17 protein-coding genes and 1 pseudogene are annotated in these 19,397 nt (G+C 53.6%); 12 read left to right on the top strand and 6 right to left on the bottom strand.

Features of this window, described 5'->3' with window-relative positions; all coding sequences use genetic code 11:
- Nucleotides 1-23 precede the first annotated feature (23 nt).
- Entirely contained in the window at nt 24-1,316 is a 1,293-nt protein-coding gene (purD, locus tag B9L19_RS17025) for a phosphoribosylamine--glycine ligase (RefSeq protein ID WP_047752372.1), read from the top strand.
- Here purD and B9L19_RS19700 read toward each other — a convergent pair.
- Together B9L19_RS19700 and B9L19_RS17020 are read right to left on the bottom strand one after the other, a co-directional pair.
- Nucleotides 1,270-1,374, bottom strand: a complete 105-nt coding sequence (locus B9L19_RS19700) for an EYxxD motif small membrane protein (protein ID WP_341864948.1) — start codon at nt 1,372-1,374, stop codon at nt 1,270-1,272. The genes purD and B9L19_RS19700 overlap by 47 nt on opposite strands.
- A 252-nt stretch (nt 1,375-1,626) precedes the next feature.
- Nucleotides 1,627-1,872 (bottom strand): YgaP family membrane protein, encoded by a 246-nt coding sequence (locus tag B9L19_RS17020; protein ID WP_047752371.1) that lies wholly within the window; start codon nt 1,870-1,872, stop codon nt 1,627-1,629.
- A gap of 96 nt (nt 1,873-1,968) precedes the next feature.
- Here B9L19_RS17020 and B9L19_RS17015 point away from each other — a divergent pair, with 96 nt between their 5' ends.
- From B9L19_RS17015 to B9L19_RS16980, 8 genes are all read left to right on the top strand, one after another.
- On the top strand, nt 1,969-3,714 hold the full coding sequence (locus tag B9L19_RS17015) for an adenine deaminase C-terminal domain-containing protein (RefSeq protein ID WP_047752370.1): 1,746 nt from the start codon (nt 1,969-1,971) through the stop codon (nt 3,712-3,714).
- A gap of 27 nt (nt 3,715-3,741) precedes the next feature.
- Entirely contained in the window at nt 3,742-4,749 is a 1,008-nt protein-coding gene (locus B9L19_RS17010) for a DUF3048 domain-containing protein (protein WP_025948713.1), read from the top strand.
- 97 nt (nt 4,750-4,846) lie between these two features.
- On the top strand, nt 4,847-5,182 hold the full coding sequence (locus B9L19_RS17005) for a YerC/YecD family TrpR-related protein (RefSeq protein WP_011229782.1): 336 nt from the start codon (nt 4,847-4,849) through the stop codon (nt 5,180-5,182).
- Between the two features lie 98 nt (nt 5,183-5,280).
- The gene (pcrB, locus tag B9L19_RS17000) at nt 5,281-5,982 is read left to right on the top strand and encodes a heptaprenylglyceryl phosphate synthase (RefSeq protein WP_047752369.1); all 702 of its coding nucleotides are present in this window, start codon (nt 5,281-5,283) and stop codon (nt 5,980-5,982) included.
- 28 nt (nt 5,983-6,010) lie between these two features.
- Nucleotides 6,011-8,185 (top strand): DNA helicase PcrA, encoded by a 2,175-nt coding sequence (gene pcrA / locus B9L19_RS16995; protein ID WP_025948715.1) that lies wholly within the window; start codon nt 6,011-6,013, stop codon nt 8,183-8,185.
- Between the two features lie 21 nt (nt 8,186-8,206).
- Nucleotides 8,207-10,219, top strand: coding sequence for an NAD-dependent DNA ligase LigA (ligA, locus tag B9L19_RS16990; protein WP_047752368.1), 2,013 nt, complete (start codon nt 8,207-8,209; stop codon nt 10,217-10,219).
- On the top strand, nt 10,216-11,439 hold the full coding sequence (locus B9L19_RS16985) for a CamS family sex pheromone protein (RefSeq protein ID WP_025948717.1): 1,224 nt from the start codon (nt 10,216-10,218) through the stop codon (nt 11,437-11,439). Before ligA ends, B9L19_RS16985 begins: the two co-directional genes overlap by 4 nt.
- Before the next feature lie 240 nt (nt 11,440-11,679).
- A complete protein-coding gene (locus tag B9L19_RS16980; protein ID WP_025948718.1) occupies nt 11,680-12,240 on the top strand; it encodes an LOG family protein in 561 nt (186 codons plus the stop codon).
- 84 nt (nt 12,241-12,324) lie between these two features.
- Here the strand turns inward: B9L19_RS16980 and B9L19_RS16975 are convergent, their stop codons facing one another.
- From B9L19_RS16975 to B9L19_RS16960, 4 genes and pseudogenes are all read right to left on the bottom strand, one after another.
- Entirely contained in the window at nt 12,325-13,800 is a 1,476-nt protein-coding gene (locus B9L19_RS16975; protein WP_025948719.1) for a flavin monoamine oxidase family protein, read from the bottom strand.
- Nucleotides 13,801-13,958: 158 nt separating this feature from the next.
- Nucleotides 13,959-14,345, bottom strand: a pseudogene (locus tag B9L19_RS16970) (VOC family protein); the annotation flags it as partial.
- 13 nt (nt 14,346-14,358) lie between these two features.
- Entirely contained in the window at nt 14,359-14,949 is a 591-nt protein-coding gene (locus B9L19_RS16965; RefSeq protein ID WP_241771929.1) for a hypothetical protein, read from the bottom strand.
- A 183-nt stretch (nt 14,950-15,132) separates the two neighbouring features.
- Nucleotides 15,133-15,708 (bottom strand): Uma2 family endonuclease, encoded by a 576-nt coding sequence (locus tag B9L19_RS16960; protein WP_025948722.1) that lies wholly within the window; start codon nt 15,706-15,708, stop codon nt 15,133-15,135.
- Nucleotides 15,709-16,074: 366 nt separating this feature from the next.
- Here B9L19_RS16960 and gatC point away from each other — a divergent pair, with 366 nt between their 5' ends.
- From gatC to gatB, 3 genes are read left to right on the top strand one after another with little or no spacing between them, the layout of a single operon-like run.
- Nucleotides 16,075-16,365, top strand: a complete 291-nt coding sequence (gene gatC, locus B9L19_RS16955; RefSeq protein ID WP_014194780.1) for an Asp-tRNA(Asn)/Glu-tRNA(Gln) amidotransferase subunit GatC — start codon at nt 16,075-16,077, stop codon at nt 16,363-16,365.
- Between the two features lie 12 nt (nt 16,366-16,377).
- The gene (gene gatA / locus B9L19_RS16950; protein ID WP_011229791.1) at nt 16,378-17,835 is read left to right on the top strand and encodes an Asp-tRNA(Asn)/Glu-tRNA(Gln) amidotransferase subunit GatA; all 1,458 of its coding nucleotides are present in this window, start codon (nt 16,378-16,380) and stop codon (nt 17,833-17,835) included.
- Nucleotides 17,836-17,848: 13 nt separating this feature from the next.
- Nucleotides 17,849-19,279 carry an Asp-tRNA(Asn)/Glu-tRNA(Gln) amidotransferase subunit GatB gene (gene gatB / locus B9L19_RS16945; RefSeq protein ID WP_011229792.1) on the top strand — a complete coding sequence of 477 codons (1,431 nt, stop codon included), beginning with the start codon at nt 17,849-17,851 and terminating at the stop codon, nt 19,277-19,279.
- Nucleotides 19,280-19,397 lie beyond the last annotated feature (118 nt).

Below are 19,397 nucleotides of genomic sequence, written 5' to 3'. Positions count from 1 at the left end.
GCGTGGCAAAGGAGAGGGAGACGATGAATGTACTGGTCATCGGACGAGGCGGGCGCGAGCACGCCATCGCCTGGAAAGCGGCGCAAAGCCCGCTTGTGGGCAAGCTGTATGCGGCACCGGGCAATCCGGGCATCGGGGAAGTGGCGGAACTCGTCGACATCGATGAGCTCGATATCGACGCGCTTGTGCGGTTTGCCAAGCAACACGCGATCGGTTTGACGATCGTCGGACCGGAAGCGCCGCTTGCCGCCGGCATCGTCGATCGGTTTCTGGCCGAGGGGCTGCCTATTTTCGGTCCGAGTCAAGCAGCGGCGCTGATTGAAGGAAGCAAAGCGTTTGCGAAGGAACTAATGAAGAAATACGGAATCCCAACGGCGGACCATGTGACCTTTACGTCGTACGAAGAGGCGAAAGCGTACATTGAACAAAAAGGCGCGCCGATCGTCGTGAAAGCGGACGGATTGGCCGCTGGAAAAGGCGTCACCGTCGCCCAAACGGTGGAAGACGCGCTGGCCGCGGCGAAGGCGGCGCTTGTCGACGGACAATTCGGCACAGCCGGCCGTCAAGTCGTGATCGAGGAGTATTTAGAAGGGGAAGAATTTTCGTTTATGGCGTTCGTCAACGGCGAGAAGGTGTATCCGCTCGCCATCGCTCAAGACCATAAGCGGGCGTATGACGGGGATGAGGGGCCCAACACCGGCGGGATGGGAGCGTATTCGCCAGTGCCGCAGCTGTCGGCGGGGACGGTCGAAACGGCGCTGGAGGTGATTTTGCGCCCGGCCGCCAAAGCGTTGGTGGCTGAAGGCCGGCCGTTTACCGGCGTGCTGTATGCCGGGCTGATCGAAACGGCAGCCGGGCCGAAAGTGATCGAATTCAACGCCCGTTTTGGCGATCCGGAAGCGCAAGTCGTGCTGCCGCGTCTGAAGACCGATTTGGTGGAAGCGATCTTGGCGGTGATGGATGGAAAAGAGTTGGCGCTTGAATGGACGGACGAGGCGGTGCTCGGTGTCGTGCTGGCAGCGAAAGGTTACCCCGGGGCTTACGAGCGCGGGGCCGAAATCCGCGGGTTGGACCGAATCTCCCCTGATGCGTTGTTGTTCCATGCTGGCACCAAACGAGAAGGCGGCGCATGGTACACCAATGGCGGACGCGTTCTCCTGTTAGCAGCCAAAGGGGAGACGCTCGCAAAAGCGAAGGAAAGAGCGTACGAGCAGTTGGCCGCGATCGACTGCGACGGGTTATTTTACCGGCGCGACATCGGTCGGCGCGCTATCGAACGCGCCTCCGCCGCATATACACGTATGAAAGGGCGATAATGCCGCCGATTAACGAGGCCAATACGAACGACATATCGGTCATATACTCGAGCAGCATGGTGGTTCACTCCTTTGTAGTCGAAGGTGTCCCAAGTATGGGACACCTTTTTTGATGATGTTTGGCTAGTCCACAATGCCAAGCCGCGAATCATGTTGCTTTCTTCTCTTTCGTTGACAGTTGGCACTCTTCATTGGCCGCTTCGATACCGCAACAGCACGCATCACTCACGATGCGAAAAATGTTGCCGAATGACGGTGGAATGGAAGACATCAGCAAAAGCGGTGTGCAACGTCGGACGGATGTCCTCCCTCATGTCGGATTGACGACCGCTTCCTTTTCCTCTTCAAGCAGCTGTCGGCGCTGCATATTGTCAAACAGGGCGGTCATCGGACAAAAACGGGTGATCCCTTCTCCGACTTTCATCGCCCCAAGCAAAGCGGCCCACAAATAGGATGTGCACCAAGGCCGCCGAGCTAGGCGGGCGGTGGCCCAGGCGATGAGAGTCAGGCCAACCGTGATGCGAATGAATGCGTTCACAATGCCGATATTCGCCATCGGTCTGTCCCCTCCTTATATTTTTTATTGTGAAAGTCGCTTTTGTGCGTTAGAATGGTTGTATGGAACGATTAGGAAACAAGGGACGGGGTGTCAATGGGCGAACAACGTTACCGATGGAAAGGCAGTGAGCTGCGGGAACAAGCAGCCATCATCGACGGCAAACAATCACCGACAAAAGTATTAGTGAACGCGACGTATTTGCATTCGTATTTTCGTGAATGGGTAAAAGGAAACATATGGATCCATGGCGATCGCATCGTGTATGCCGGAGAGCATCTTCCTGATCAGGTCGACGAGGCGTGTGAAATCGTCGACTGCCGTGGATATGTGCTCGTTCCCGGCTACATCGAGCCGCATGTCCATCCATTTCAATTATATAATCCCCATTCATTTGCCCGTTATGCAGCGGCGCACGGAACAACAACGCTCCTCAACGATAACTTGTTTTTGCTTTTGCAGCTCGATGATGAAGAGGCGCTTTTCCTTTTACAAGAAATGAATGCGCTTCCAACATCGATGTATTGGTGGTGCCGGTTTGATGGGCAGACGGAGCTCGAGCGCGAAGAGGAACAAGTGTCCAATGCTCGGATCAAGCGCTGGCTTGACCAAGAGGCGGTGCTTCAAGGCGGTGAGTTGACCTCATGGCCAAAAGTGGCGAGCGGCGATGACATCATCTTGTATTGGATGCAAGAAGCGCATCGGCGGCGCCGCAAAATTGAAGGGCATTTTCCGGGGGCGTCGGAAAAGACGCTTGTCAAGATGGCGCTCTTTGGCGCAGATGGCGATCATGAGGCCATGACGGGAAAGGAAGTGCACATGCGCCTTTGGCACGGCTATACCGTCGCGCTTCGGCATTCCTCGATTCGCCCCGATTTGCCGGTGCTGCTTGAAGAGATGAAAGCGCTTGGCATCCGGCATTATGATAAATGCTTGTTGACGACGGATGGCTCGCCGCCGGCGTTTTATGAGAATGGGGTGATCGATTGGCTGATCCGCATCGCGATCGAGCATGGCGTGCCGGTGATCGACGCCTATGCGATGGCGACAATCAACGCCGCTCGCCACTACGGCATCGAGCATCTTCACGGCAGCATTGCCACCGGCCGCATCGCTCATATCAACTTTTTGCGCTCGGCTCACGATCCGACGCCGGCGCAAGTGCTCGCCAAAGGTGAATGGGTGAAGCGTGATGGAGAAGCGCCGCCTCTCTGGCCGACGCCAGAATGGTCTCGGTTCGGCATTCGGCCGCTGTCGTTGTCGTGGGAGCTTGACTGGGATGATTTGCAATTTTCGATGCCGATGGGGCTGCGCATGGAAAACGCCGTCATTTTAAAACCGTATTCCGTGTCGATTGATACGTCGCGCGATCGTTTAGGTCATGATCATGATGAATGTTTTTTAGTGCTGCTTGACCGAAACGGGCGCTGGCGCGTCAATACGATGTTAAAAGGTTTTTCATCGGCGCTTGGCGGGCTGGCGAGCTCTTACTCGAACACTGGAGATTTGATTTTGATCGGCAAGCATAAGGAAGATATGATGCTTGCCTTCCGACGGATGAACGAGATCGGCGGCGGCATTGTTCTTGCTGAAGGAGGGGACGTTTTGTTTGAACTTCCGCTTCCGTTGGGCGGCATGATGTCCTCTGTGGAGATGAACGAACTGATGAAGGAAGAAAAAACGTTCGTCCGTTTGCTGCGCGAGCGCGGATATCCATTCGAAGACCCAGTGTATTCGCTGCTTTTTTTGCAGTCAACCCACCTGCCGTATGTGCGCGTTACGCAACGCGGGATTTATGATGTCATGCACAAAACGGTACTCTTTCCTTCGATAATGCGGTAAAATAAAAAAGAAAAGGTTGTGTGTCCATTGAAACATTGGCTGTTCGCTGTCAGTTGCGCGGCATTGTTGTTAGGCGGCTGCACGACCAAAAGCGAGCCGAAGCAGGCCGAACCGGCTCCTCGGCAGGAGCAGCCGTCCAAGCCTCCGGCGGAGGAAAAACAAACATTCCCGCTGACGGGGCTGCCGGCGAAAGGGAACATCCATCAACGGGTTGTCGGCGTGATGATCAACAACCACCCGAAGGCGCGCCCACAGTCGGGATTAAGCAAGGCGGATATCGTGTATGAGGTGCTCGCCGAGGGCGATATCACCCGCTTTTTGGCGCTTTACCAAAGCGAACGGCCGGAGCGGGTCGGACCGGTGCGAAGCGCGCGTGATTACTATATTGACTTGAGTGAAGGCTACCATGCCCTGTATGTATGCCACGGCTGGAGTCCGGAGGCGAAAGTGCGTCTTGAGGGAGGCGGAATCGACTATTTGAACGGATTGTTTTACGACGGCACGCTGTTTCAGCGTGTCTCGTTCCGCAGGGCGCCGCACAACTCATACATTTCATTCGCCAACATCGAAAAAGGAGCGAAACAAAACGGGTATGCTTGGACGGACAACGTTGCCCCGCTATCGTTTCGCACCGATGAGCCGAGAGGCAAGAAGGTCGAGACGGTTCACATCGCCTATTCGCATCGCGCCTATGCCCAGGTCGAATACCAATATGTTTCGGAACAAAAGGGGTATTACCGGTACAGCGGCGGCGAGCAGACGATCGATTACGATACGGGCGATCCGGTTGTCGTGCAAAACGTCATGATCATCGCCACCCGCCATCAAGTGATCGACAGCCACGGGCGGCGCGACATTGACCTTACGTCCGGCGGTCAAGGCTACTTGTTGCAAAACGGCGTCATCCAGCCGATTGAATGGAAAAACGTCGACGGCCGGCTGTTGCCGTACCATAACGGGGCTCCGATCGGATTTGTGCCGGGCAAGACCTGGATCAATATCGTGCCCAACTTGGAGATCGTTCAATGGAAATAGCGTCCCTCTGCTTTGTCCGTTGCAAGGCAAGGGGCGGTGGATTCGCAGATTGGTTGGCTACAACATTTTCCCGCCAAAACGCAAGGAGGAAGCAGCTATGCAAATTGACAAACTGCGCGGCAGAGAGTTGGATCAATTATTTAAAGCGATTTTATCGCTGCGCGATTTAGAAGAGTGTTATCGTTTTTTTGATGATTTATGCACCGTGAATGAAATCCAGGCGCTCGCCCAGCGGCTTGAGGTTGCCCGCATGTTGCGCGAAGGATATACGTACCATAAAATCGAAACGGAAACGGGGGCGAGCACGGCGACGATTTCGCGCGTCAAGCGCTGCCTCAACTACGGCAATGATGCTTACGCCATGGCGCTCGATCGCATTAAAGAGGAGCAACAGCAAGAAGAGAAAGAAGCCAACGAAGCGGTCACAGACTGATGCGGCAAGGAGATTCCTTCCATTTGCAAAGGAACTCCTTTTCTTTTTGCGGATTTGTTATAATGGAACAATGGAGAAATGAGTGGAGGGTTACCGCTATGGAGGAGATTCGCGCTTGGCGCCATGTGTTTAAACTCGACCCGAATAAATCGATCGATGATGAGCGCCTTGAGCGCCTTTGCGAGTCGGGAACGGATGCCGTCATCGTCGGCGGAACCGACGGGGTGACCATCGACAACGTGCTGGATTTATTGGCTCGCATCCGCCGTTTTTCGGTGCCATGCGCGCTCGAAGTCACCGACGTCGAAGCGCTGACGCCGGGATTTGACGTATATTTGGTTCCGATCGTGTTAAACAGCCGGCAGGCGGAGTGGATCATCGGCCGTCATCACGAGGCGGTGAAACAATACGGCGATGTCATGAACTGGGATGAGATTTTCGCTGAAGGGTATTGCATTTTAAACCCGGAATGCAAGGCGGCGAAGCTCACCGAAGCCGACGCCGGACTGAGTGAAGATGACGTTGTGGCCTACGTCCGCCTCGCTCAACATTTGTACAAGCTGCCGATCTTTTATCTTGAATACAGCGGCATATACGGCGACCCCGCCTTGGTGGAAAAAGTGAAGCAGGCGCTCAGCGAGACGCAGCTGTTTTACGGCGGCGGCATCACCACACCGGAGCAGGCAGCCGAGATGGCGCGCTGGGCGGATACTGTTGTCGTCGGCAACGCGATTTACGAATCGTTTGAACAGGCGCTGCTGACCGTGGACGCCGTAAAGCGGGCGAATGAGGCGAAATAGAACATATGGTGTATTGGTGGTGAAAACAATGAACTTTTTATCGGAACAGCTGCTCGCCCATTTAAACAAAGAGCAGCAAGAAGCCGTTAAAACGACAGAAGGCCCATTGCTCATCATGGCGGGAGCGGGCAGCGGAAAAACGCGCGTGCTGACGCACCGGATTGCCTATTTGATGGCGGAAAAACAGGTGGCGCCGTGGAATATTTTAGCCATTACGTTTACGAACAAAGCGGCGCGTGAGATGAGGGAGCGGGTGCAGGCGCTCTTAGGCGGGGCGGCGGAAGACGTGTGGATTTCAACGTTCCATTCGATGTGCGTCCGCATATTGCGCCGCGACATTGACCGCATCGGCATCAATCGCAATTTTTCCATCCTTGACCCGACGGATCAGCTTTCGGTCATCAAAGCGATTTTGAAAGACAAAAATATCGATCCAAAAAAATTTGAGCCGCGGACGATTTTAGCGACGATCAGCGGGGCGAAAAACGATTTGCTCACGCCCGAGCAATTCGCGAAGCGGGCATCGACGTACTACGAAAAGATCGTTGGCGACGTGTATCAAGAGTATCAACAGCGTCTTCTCCGCAATCATTCGCTCGATTTCGACGATTTGATCATGACGACGATCCACTTGTTTGACCGCGTGCCGGATGTGCTTCAATATTACCAGTATAAGTTCCAGTACATCCATATCGATGAGTACCAGGATACGAACCGCGCTCAATATACGCTGGTGAAAAAGCTCACAGAGCGGTTCCAAAATATTTGCGCCGTCGGCGATGCCGACCAGTCGATTTACCGGTGGCGCGGGGCGGACATTCGCAACATTTTATCGTTTGAGCGCGACTACCCGAACGCGAAAGTCATTTTGCTTGAACAGAACTACCGCTCGACGAAACGCATTTTGCAGGCGGCCAATGAAGTCATTGCGCATAATGTCAATCGAAAGCCAAAGCGGTTGTGGACGGAAAACCCGGAAGGGAAGCCGATCGTCTATTATGAAGCGATGAACGAGGTGGACGAAGCGCAATTTGTCGCCCGCCGCATTCAAGAGGCGGTTGAGAGCGGGGAGCGCCGCTACCGCGATTTTGCCGTGCTTTATCGGACGAACGCCCAGTCGCGCGTCATCGAGGAAATGTTTTTAAAAGCGAACATTCCGTACCAAATCGTCGGCGGCTTAAAGTTCTATGACCGAAAAGAAATTAAAGACATTCTTGCTTACTTGCGCGTCATCGCCAACCCCGATGACGATTTGAGCTTGCTTCGCATCATCAACGTGCCAAAGCGCGGCATCGGCGCTTCGACGATCGACAAATTGGTCCGCTATGCGGCCGAGCATGAGCTGTCCTTGTTTGAGGCGCTCGGCGAGCTGGAGATGGTCGGTTTCAGTGCGAAAACGGCCGGTGCGCTCGCCGCGTTTCGCGGACAACTTGAACAATGGACGCAGCTGCAAGAATACGTTTCGGTGACGGAACTGGTGGAAGAGGTGCTCGACCAATCGGGCTACCGCGAGATGCTCAAGGCGGAGCGGACGATTGAAGCGCAAAGCCGGCTCGAGAACTTGGACGAGTTTTTGTCGGTGACAAAGCATTTTGAAAATGTGAGCGACGATAAATCGCTCATCGCCTTTTTAACCGATTTGGCGCTCATTTCTGATTTGGACGAGCTGAACGGGACGGAACAGGCCGCTGAAGGAGATGCCGTCATGTTGATGACGTTGCATGCCGCCAAAGGGCTCGAGTTTCCAGTCGTGTTTTTGATCGGCATGGAGGAAGGCATTTTCCCGCACAACCGCTCTCTCGAGGATGATGATGAGATGGAAGAAGAACGGCGCCTGGCGTACGTTGGCATCACCCGCGCGGAGGAAGAACTTGTGCTGACGAGCGCACAAATGCGGACGCTGTTTGGCAACATCCAAATGAACCCGCCGTCGCGCTTTTTAGAGGAGATTCCCGCGCATTTGCTGGAGACAGCCTCGCGCCGCCAAGCGGCCGCCTCCCGTCCGGCCGTTTCGCGTCCGCAGGCAAGCGGCGCCGTTGGACCGTGGAAAGTCGGCGACCGGGCGAACCACCGGAAATGGGGAATCGGTACGGTTGTCAGTGTCCGCGGCGAAGGCAACGACCAAGAACTCGATATCGCCTTCCCGAGCCCGATCGGCATTAAACGTCTGCTCGCTAAATTTGCGCCGATTGAGAAAGTGTAAGAAAGGAGAACGGGTGAACGTATGGATCGCCAACAAGCCGAACGGCGCGCGGCCGAGCTGCGCGAACTGTTGAACCGCTACGGGTACGAATATTATGTGCTTGACCGCCCGTCTGTTCCGGATGCCGAGTATGACCGGCTTATGCAAGAGCTCATCGCCATTGAGGAACAGTATCCGGAGCTCAAAACGAGCGATTCGCCGACTCAGCGCATCGGCGGCCCGCCGCTTGAGGCGTTTCGCAAAGTGACGCATCGCGTTCCGATGATGAGTCTCGCGAACGCGTTTGGCGAAGGCGACTTGCGCGATTTTGACCGCCGCGTCCGCCAGGAAGTCGGCGAAGCGGCGTACGTATGCGAGTTGAAAATCGACGGCCTCGCCGTCTCGGTCCGCTATGAAGACGGCTATTTCGTGCAAGGAGCGACGCGCGGCGACGGAACGACGGGCGAGGACATTACAGAAAATTTGAAAACGATCCGCTCGCTGCCTCTCCGTCTGAAAGAACCGGTGTCGCTGGAGGCGCGAGGCGAAGCGTTTATGCCGAAAGCGTCGTTTTTGCGCTTGAATGAGGAGCGAAAAGCCCGCGGCGAGGAGCTGTTTGCCAACCCGCGCAACGCGGCGGCTGGCTCGCTCCGCCAGCTCGACCCGAAAGTGGCGGCGTCGCGCCAGCTCGATTTGTTCGTTTATGGTTTGGCCAATGCCGAAGAGCTTGGCATCGCGTCGCACAGCGAGGCGCTCGACTACCTACAGGAGCTTGGGTTTAAAGTGAATCCCGAGCGGCGGCGCTGCGCCAATATCGATGAGGTGATCGCCTTTATCAGTGAGTGGCACGAAAAACGGCCGCAGCTGCCGTATGAGATCGACGGCATCGTCATCAAGGTTGATTCGTTCGCCCAACAGCGGGAACTTGGCGCAACGGCGAAAAGCCCGCGCTGGGCGATTGCCTGCAAGTTCCCAGCCGAGGAAGTGGTGACGACGCTCATCGGCATTGAGGTGAACGTCGGACGCACGGGTGTCGTGACGCCGACCGCGATCCTAGAGCCGGTCCGCGTCGCTGGCACGACCGTGCAGCGCGCCACTCTTCACAATGAAGATTTTATACGGGAAAAAGACATTCGCATCGGCGATGCGGTCATCATTAAAAAAGCGGGCGACATCATCCCGGAAGTGGTCGGCGTCGTCGCCGACCGGCGCGACGGGGATGAAACGCCGTTTGTCATGCCGACGCATTGTCCGGAATGCGAAAGCGAACTCGTCCGCTTGGACGGAGAAGTGGCGCTCCGTTGCTTAAACCCGAACTGCCCGGCCCAGCTGCGTGAACGGCTCATTCATTTCGCCTCAAGGGCGGCGATGAACATTGAAGGGTTGGGCGAAAAAGTCGTCACCCAACTGTTTAACGCCGGCCTTGTCCACGATGTCGCCGATTTATATCGGCTGACGAAAGAACAGCTCATCGGTTTGGAACGGATGGGCGAAAAGTCGGCCGCCAACCTGCTTGCGGCCATTGAAGCGTCGAAGCAAAACTCGCTCGAGCGGTTGTTGTTCGGTCTTGGCATCCGCTACGTCGGAGCGAAGGCGGCTCAACTGCTCGCCGAACATTTTGAAACGATGGAGCGGCTCGAACGGGCGACGAAAGAGGAGTTGGTGGCCGTGCCGGAAATTGGCGAGAAAATGGCGGACTCGATCATCGCTTTCTTTTCCCAGCCAGAAGCGGCCGAGCTGCTTCAGGAGCTGCGGCTTTATGGCGTCAACATGGCATACAAAGGGCCGAAGCGGGTGGCTGAAGCGCCTGCTGACTCCGCCTTCGCCGGCAAAACGGTCGTCTTGACCGGCAAACTCGCGTCGATGTCGCGCAATGAGGCAAAAGAAGAGATTGAACGGCTCGGAGGGCGCGTCACCGGCAGCGTCAGCCGCAGCACCGACATCGTCATCGCCGGTGAGGACGCCGGATCGAAGCTGGAGAAAGCCCAGCAGCTTGGCATTGAGATTTGGGACGAATCACAATTTTTGCAAGAGATCAACAGGGGGAAACGATGAAACAAATCTCACTACTTCGCAGTTTGGTTGCCTGCCGTTGGACGAATCGGGCCCGAAAGCGGTTGGCCGCTGTCGGCCTCGCTTCGATTTGTTTGTTGTCTGCGTGCGCGCCGAAGTTTGACAAAAATGAGGAAGTCGTGCAAGACAAAGGCAGCAAACAGCAAGAAGCCGTCATTCCGAAATACAACATTGCCGACTCGTATTACCGCGTCATCCTTCCGTTCAAACCGTCCGGGGCCCGTGGGGAGGTCGTCAATGATGTAAATACGCGCCTTGATGTCGACGAATTTGAGACGGGGCTCATGCGCTTGGCCACTGAGCAGTTTCCGTCGGATGAGTACTTGTTCCAAGAAGGGCAATATTTAGACAGCGAGACAGTCGGAAAATGGCTCGCTCGCAAGAAGACGGATCGCCAGCTGAAGGAAGAGAAAATGAAGCCGGAAGACAATCTCGGCTTAAACCCACCGATTGGCGACACGGGAACAAATGAACAAAAAAACAAACAAAGCCCGATTTATTTGGCTAGCATTTTGGAACATGATTATTTGGTCAAAGTCGACAACGACAAAGTAAAGCTCGGCGGCATTGCCATCGGCCTGGCGTTAAACTCCGTCCACTATTATTCGACCGAGCAAGGCTATCCGCGCGAGGTCAAAATCAAAGACGATGTCATCGAACGGGAAGGAAAGCGGATCGCCGCCGAGGTGTTGAAGCGGCTGCGAAATATCAAAGGGCTCGGCAATGTGCCGATCACGATCGCCTTGTACAAACAGGCGCCGCGCTCGTCCGTGATTCCGGGCCACTTTTTCGCGGTCACCCATGTTGACGAAGGAAGCGCCACGATCGATGATTGGGAAGCGGTGAACGAGGAATATTATTTATTCCCGTCCGATGAGGCGGAAAAGAACCATCGCGATGACTGGCTCAAATTCAATAATTTTAAATCAGACGTTGAAGACTTTTTCCCGAACTACACCGGCATCGTCGGCAGAGGATTGTACGTCAACGATCAGCTTCAGAAGTTAACGATCAACATTACAATGCCGTTTTACGGCAAAGCGGAAGTAATCGGCTTTACCCAATACGTGACCGGCTTGGTGATGGAAAAATTCCCGGACTACATCACCGTTAATGTCTACATCGCCTCAGCCGGCCAGCCGGAAAGCCTCATCGTGCGCCAGGCGAAAGCAGACGAGCCGTTTGTGCATATTTATCAATAAGGTCGGCATCATCGCGTTATTTGGGATACGGCGAACGGAGTGATCCGAACATTTGATTCTCCAAAAATGAAGGAAGCGGAAAGGGCTGCAGCAGCGGCCCTTTTTTGCGCGAAAAGGCCGTCCGAACGATGGTGGAAAGAACAGGAAGAGCATTGTATAATGACGGTAGGAAAATGAGCGCAGCACTCGAAAACGGATGCAAAACGAGCAACAGGTTATGGCAGGAGGCGGGTGTGAGACTTGAAGGCGATTTGCGTGTTTTGCGGATCAAGCAATGGAAACGATGGGAGATATAAGGAAGCGGCGAAAGCGCTCGGAACGTTTTTAGCCCGAAGCGGCATTACGCTCATTTACGGCGGAGGGACACGGGGCTTGATGGGAGAGGTTGCTGAGGCGGCGCTGCGTCATCAAGGGCGCGTGGTTGGGATCATTCCGCAATTTTTGAAGGAACGGGAAGTGGCGCATAATCGGTTGAGCGAACTGTTGGTCGTCGATACAATGCATACCCGCAAAGCGAAAATGTATGAGTCGGCCGACGGGTTTATCGCCCTGCCAGGAGGGTACGGGACGTATGAAGAGCTGTTTGAAGTGCTCTCATGGTCGCGCGTCGGCCTCCACCAAAAACCGATCGGCCTGCTCAACGTGGACGGGTTTTTCGACCCCCTTCTTCATTTGCTTCGGCATACGGTCGAAAACGGATTTGCCGCGCCGGAAGACCTCAAGCTAATTGTCAGCGCCGAAGACGTTCTGACGCTGTATGAGCGGATGAGCCTGTTCCGTCATCATCGTCAACGGCGATGACAGGAGGTCTTTTTATGCGATCATGACGGTGCATTTGATCGTTCATGGCCAATCCAAACGATGGTGCCGGTTGCCAGTGGTTCGTCAAGCCTGTGCATTGTTCACTTCATGGGCGACGCGAATGCCGGATTCAATGGCGCCTTGAATCCAACCGTGGTGGGTGGAAGCATGTTCCCCGGCAAAATGCACTCGTCCCTCAGGAGACGCAATGTATGGCGACAGCTCTGTCACTTGATTCGGCTTCATCATCGTGAAGGCGCCGCCGGAGTACGGATAGCGCACCCAACTATGGCTTGTTCCGGTTTCAAATTCACGGTACACTTGCTCTCCATGGAGGATCGCTAAATTTTTCAGCGTATATTCCAGTCGCTCTTCATCACCCAAGCTGTCCCAAGGAATGGTGTCATCTTCCCACGTATAGCTCGCCAGTACGACGCCTGGCCCCGTGGTGCCAATGCCTTGGCTCGGATATTGTGTATACGTAATCGGCAGATCGGAAACGGTTCTGCCCCCAAACATGCCTTCCTTTTCCCAAAACCGCGTTTTAAACTGGATGCCCGTTTTCGTCGAACCGGCATAATGAAGTTCACGAATGGCTTTCCATTTGTTTTCGGAAAATGAATGGCGGGGTTCGATGTCGACAAACTGCAAAATCGAAAATGGGATGGTGACGATTGCTCGATCGGCGGTGACTTGAAACGGTTGAAGAATTTTGGTGTGCGTGGCATGGATGGTGACGCCGTTGGGATCCTGGACGATTTTTTGCACTTTGTGGCTGAAAAGGATATCATCTTTCAGCTGCGGCAAAAAGGCTTTTGGAAGCCGGTCGTTTCCGCCGACGATTTCGTAAAAACGGATGTTCGGGGTAAACAGCACCATCAATTCACGCAGCATTTCCAAAAACGACAGTTCTGGCAATCCTCCGAGCGAAAGAACGGCTTTGATCATATCGATGGCGCCGACGGACAACGACAGGCCGAACGGGTTGTAACGCAAATACGAGTCAAGCGAGTAGCGGTCGAGTTGTTCGATGACGATCGGCCAATGTTGTTCCGGATTTTGCTCAATGAATTGAACGACCGGACGAATCGCCATTTGCAATAATTGGGAAGCGGTTTTGCCCTGTTCGTGCGGGGCGACCGGAAAGCCAAAGAGGCCGGGATGCCGCTCATATTCACCAAGACGCGCCTTCACGCCGCGGAAATATAGAATGTCGCGCTGGGTGCTGTTGATAAACGGATGAAGCGGCAAGTTGAATTTTTTGATGTATTCCAACGTCAATGGATGGGTGTGGGGAATGCGCATCGCGCCGGCTTCGAGATACTGGTCGTCGCGAAAGTTGGAGCGGAGCGTGTAGATGCGGCCGCCGACCCGCTCAGCTGCTTCTAAAATGGTGACGCGATGGCCCGCCTGCTTTAGCAATGACGCCGCGACAAGCCCGGCCATCCCGGCGCCGATGATGATGATATGTTGAGGCGCCGCGGTTTTCTTTAAGCCGTGGCGAATAATTGAGATCATCGTTTCCATTGAAAGTTTTGGAGAAACATACGGATGGGACACGGTTGGACTCCCCCTTTGCCGTTTTCACCGCGCGAGGATAAAGGTGCGGTTATTCCATCTTATTCCGCGGCAAAGGGGAGTATGTGAGAATACATTCGCCAAGGGCTGGCGCGGCGCCTAGCGCGAGGGGCGCACAGTATGTGGGAATACAATGGCCGTCAAGGGCCAGATATGATGTACGCGGCGCCCTCGATTTCGATGCGGCGCTGCTCCTGCACGCCCACAAGCCGGCACGAAAACGGGCGCGTCGATGGATGACGGCGGTCAGCCTCATAGAACCGAATCGCAATGCCGCCGACAGCGAGCTCCGCGTATGCTCCCGCCTCATCGCGCCCGACATCGGGTTCGGGCAAGTCAAACAGCCGGCGATAGCCGTTGGCCGCCCGCTGCAGATCGAGGGTGTAGAGGCTAATTGACGAGAGCGAAACAGAGCCAATCGGGTGTCTCATGAGCGGCGCCAGCTCGTTCATCCGTACATCATCACGGTCACCCCACTGAATGAAAAACGGATAGCGAAACGCGCCGTCTGTGTCGTCTTCGATAAACTTTCATCATCATTCAATTATGAAGAAAACGGCTCGCTTTCATCCCACCCCTCAAGGAGTGGGCTTTCTCGCTCGCTGATCTGTAAATGATTCGTTCGTTGTCGACGGTGCGGTGGGCGATGAAATTCAAGTCGAGCTTGATGTCTTCGATTTGGGCGGACAATTGTTCGTAACGGGAGTCCATTTTTTGTTCGAGGCGGTCCACCGTTTGTTTCAATGAGGAAAATTCCCGGTGAAGCTGGTGGACGTCAGCGGCGAGAGCTTCCAGTTTGGCGTCTGTTTCATCTTGCCGGTGGAGGAGAGCAGCCACGATGCCGTTCAATTCCGTTTGCCCAGCGCGAAGCGAATCTTGTTCTTGACGCAGACGCTGTTGTTCCAAACGGATTTCCTGTTGTTCTTTTCGGATTTCTTGCTGTTCTTTTCGGATTTCTTGCTGTTCTCTCCGAATTTCTTGTTGCTCTTTTCGAATTTCTTCTTGTTCTTGACGAATGGCGATTTGTTCCCGCTCGAGCCGCTCTTGGCCTTCTACGAGCTTTTGCAGTGTGCCGTCCATGGTGTTCAGACGATCAAGCACTTGGGCGAGCAAAGCGTCACTCATCGTCATGATACCCCCTTTTTCGTCTGTTATGGCCATTATAGTACATATGTTCGTTACTGTCAATCGAGAAAATTTGAACATCCATGGCGGACAAACTCCTTCACATTCCTTGTTTGTCAACGGTTTATTCCATATCGATGCCCAACAATCCTCTTGATTTTTGTCAGAAACATCCAAAATATGAGATGTTCACATGGAAGCAAATACTTTTGGCAATGAGATGAAGAGCTTGGGAAAAATATGAGGGTAAATCGTTTCATCTTTATAGTGCACTTGCACTTGGTGAAACTTTTGATCTTGCAACGCATATTTTTCGACGGTCTCATGAACCGGATCGACAATCCAGTATTCTCTGACACCGGCTTGTTCGTACTTGTGAAATTTCGTAATGCGGTCGTGTTTGGCGGTAGATGGAGAAAGAATTTCTACGATAAGATCAGGCGCCCCATAAATTCGCTCATCACCAATTTTTTGTTTGTCACAAACAACAATTAAATCGGGAATATACCAATCTTTAATGTCATGAAGAGGAGTATCTTTTGTTGCGAATAAACATACATCGATCGGTGCGACAAATACTTCACACGAGGAATGTTGTAGAAAGTCGAAAAACTGTGCTGACAAAGCTGTCACGATACGTTGATGTCTTGGTGTAGGTGAAGGAGTCATAAATAGGATGCCGTCAGTTCCCTCATATCGTTTTTCCTCAGGGAAGTTTACGTAATCTGCATACGTCCATGGATGATTTTGATTTGGCAGCGACATGCAATTTCCCTCCTTGTGCTTTCATTTTATCGTATTTCTTTGAATAAAAAAAGGCGTCACGAGCGATTCCTTCCTGTGTCTAAAATAGGAGCTCGTCCTTTTCCTCCCATCAACCGTTTACTCATGCGTGTGCCATCCCATCGTGCGCTGTTCAGGAAAACGAAATATTCCTACATCAAACATCAAATCCTCCCGGTTTCACGCCTGCCTTCGCTATTGGGAGATGTTATGGAACGTTGTATTCATTTGCATCGTGAATATATAGATTGATTCTCGCCCAGAACACGTGGCAACGGTTGCTTCATTGGATAAAAGTTTGGTATCATCATGGTATTGTGATAGGTCGAACTCGTTGGAGGTGAAACTATGTCGCGAATTTCCATTGACCAAGTGAAACATGTCGCCGATTTGGCGCGGTTGGCGATTACGGATGAAGAGGCCGAGATGTTTACGAAACAGCTCGATGCGATTATTACGTTTGCTGAGCAGCTGAATGAATTGGATACGGAGAACGTTCCGCCGACTTCGCACGTGCTTGATATGAGAAACGTGATGCGCGAGGATATTCCAGAACCGGGGCTGCCGCGCGAAGAAGTGTTGAAAAACGCGCCAGATCAGCAAGACGGCCAGTTCCGTGTGCCGGCCATTTTAGAGTAAGGAGGGGGATTTATGTCGCTTTTTGACCATTCCGTGTCAGAATTACATACGTTGCTGAAGAAAAAAGAAGTGTCGATTTCCGATTTAGTCGACGAATCGTACCGCCGCATCGATGAAGTGGAAGAGAAAGTGCAAGCGTTTTTAACATTAAATGAAGAACAGGCGCGGGCGAAAGCGAAAGAGTTGGATAACCAGCTCGCCAAAGGCGAAGAAACGAACCCGCTGTTCGGCTTGCCGATCGGCATTAAAGACAACATCGTCACAAAAGGGCTGCGTACGACATGCGCCAGCAAAATTTTGTACAACTTTGACCCGATTTACGACGCCACTGTCATGGAGCGGTTGAATGCCGCAGGGACGATCACGATCGGGAAGTTGAACATGGACGAGTTCGCCATGGGCTCGTCGACGGAAAACTCCGGGTTTCAGCTGACGCGCAACCCGTGGGACTTAGAGCGCGTTCCGGGCGGCTCGAGCGGCGGTTCGGCGGCGGCGGTGGCGGCCGGCGAAGTGCCGTTTGCTTTAGGTTCTGATACGGGCGGTTCGATCCGCCAGCCGGCAGCGTTTTGCGGGGTTGTTGGCTTGAAGCCGACGTACGGACGCGTCTCGCGCTTTGGCCTCGTCGCGTTTGCCTCGTCGCTTGACCAAATCGGCCCGATTACGCGCACGGTCGAAGACAACGCGTATGTATTGCAAGCGATCGCGGGCGTCGACCCGATGGATTCGACTTCAGCGAACATTCCAGTGCCGAACTATGTGGAGGCGTTAACGGGCGATATCAAAGGGTTGAAAATCGCTGTGCCGAAAGAATATTTAGGTGAAGGCGTCGATGAAGGCGTGCGCCAGTCAGTGCTTGCGGCGCTTGCCGTGCTTGAGAAGCTTGGCGCGGCGTGGGAAGAAGTGTCGCTGCCGCATTCAAAATACGCCTTGGCGACGTACTATTTGCTCGCTTCGTCCGAGGCATCAGCGAACTTGGCTCGCTTTGACGGCGTCCGCTACGGCTATCGGACGGACAACGCGAAAAACTTGATCGATATGTATAAACTGACGCGAAGCGAAGGGTTTGGGGCGGAGGTCAAGCGCCGCATTATGCTCGGGACGTTCGCGTTAAGCTCGGGCTATTACGATGCGTATTACAAAAAAGCGCAAAAAGTTCGGACGTTGATCAAGCGCGACTTCGAAAACGTATTTGAACGATATGACGTCATCATCGGCCCGACAACGCCGACGCCGGCGTTTAAAATCGGCGAGAAAACGAGTGATCCGCTGACGATGTACATGAACGACATTTTAACGATTCCAGTCAACCTTGCGGGTGTACCGGCGATTTCTGTGCCGTGCGGCTTTGTTGATGGCTTGCCGGTCGGCTTGCAAATTATCGGCAAGCACTTTGATGAAAGCACCGTCTACCGCGTCGCCCACGCTTTTGAACAAGCGACCGACTACCATAAGCAAAAACCGGTGTTGTAAGGGAGGTTAGGTGATGAACTTTGAAACGGTCATCGGACTTGAGGTGCACGTCGAGCTGAAAACGAAATCGAAAATTTTCTCCAGCAGCCCGAACGCGTTCGGCGCGCCCCCGAACACGCAAACGAACGTCATTGACTTAGGGTATCCAGGCGTGCTGCCGGTGTTGAACCGACAGGCGGTCGAGTTTGCGATGAAAGCGGCGATGGCGTTAAACTGCGAAATCGCGACCGAGACGAAATTCGACCGCAAAAACTACTTTTATCCGGACAACCCGAAAGCGTACCAAATTTCGCAATACGATCAGCCGCTTGGCCGAAATGGCTGGATTGAAATTGAAGTAAACGGAAAAAAGAAAAAAATCGGCATCACCCGCATCCATCTCGAAGAAGACGCCGGCAAGCTGACGCATACGGGCGACGGCTATTCGCTCGTGGATTTTAACCGTCAAGGGACGCCGCTCATTGAGATCGTCTCCGAGCCAGACATCCGCTCGCCGGAAGAAGCGTACGCCTACTTGGAAAAATTAAAAGCGATCATCCAATATACCGGCGTTTCCGACTGCAAAATGGAAGAAGGGTCGCTTCGCTGCGACGCCAATATTTCGCTTCGCCCGCTCGGTTCGGACAAGTTCGGCACAAAAACGGAATTGAAAAACCTCAACTCGTTCAACTTCGTCCGCATGGGGTTGGAATACGAAGCGAAGCGGCAGGAGAAAATTTTGCTTTCAGGCGGCGTCATCCGCCAAGAAACGCGGCGCTTTGACGAAGCGACGAAAACGACCGTCCTCATGCGCGTCAAAGAAGGATCGGAAGACTACCGCTACTTCCCGGAGCCGGACTTGGTCATGCTCTATATTGACGACGAATGGAAAGAGCGTGTCCGCGCCTCGATTCCGGAGCTGCCTGACGCCCGCCGGAAGCGGTATATCGAGGAGTGGGGCTTGCCGGAATACGACGCCAAAGTGCTGACGCTGACCAAAGAAATGGCGGATTTCTTCGAAGCAACGGTCGCAAACGGCGCCGATCCGAAACTGGCGTCGAACTGGCTCATGGTCGAAGTATCCGGGTACTTAAACGCCGAGCAAAAAGAGCTCCATGACATCGCGTTGACGCCGGAAAGTTTGGCTGGGATGATCAAACTCATCCAAAACGGCACGATTTCGTCGAAAATCGCGAAAAAAGTGTTCAAAGAACTCGTCGAACACGGCGGCGACCCAGAGAAAATCGTCAAAGAAAAAGGGCTCGTGCAAATTTCCGACGAAGGAGCGTTGCGCAAAATTGTGCTCGAAGTGCTCGACGCCAACCCGCAGTCGGTCGAAGACTATAAAAACGGCAAAGACCGCGCGCTCGGCTTCCTTGTCGGCCAAGTGATGAAAGCGACGAAAGGACAAGCGAATCCGCCGCTTGTCAATAAGCTGTTAGTAGAGGAAATTGGAAAACGATAATGAAACAATAGGAGGCCTGCCCACCGGCAGGCTCTGTTTTCAATAAAAATTTTTGCACTATTAAAAAAATACAATTGACAAACGTTGTGATCGAATGATAGATTTTTTATAAGAAAAA

This window comes from Geobacillus thermocatenulatus, from assembly GCF_002217655.1.
Classification (GTDB): domain Bacteria; phylum Bacillota; class Bacilli; order Bacillales; family Anoxybacillaceae; genus Geobacillus; species Geobacillus thermocatenulatus.
The sequence above is the reverse complement of the archived record's forward strand: the minus strand, read 5'-3'. Positions and strand labels throughout refer to the sequence as shown.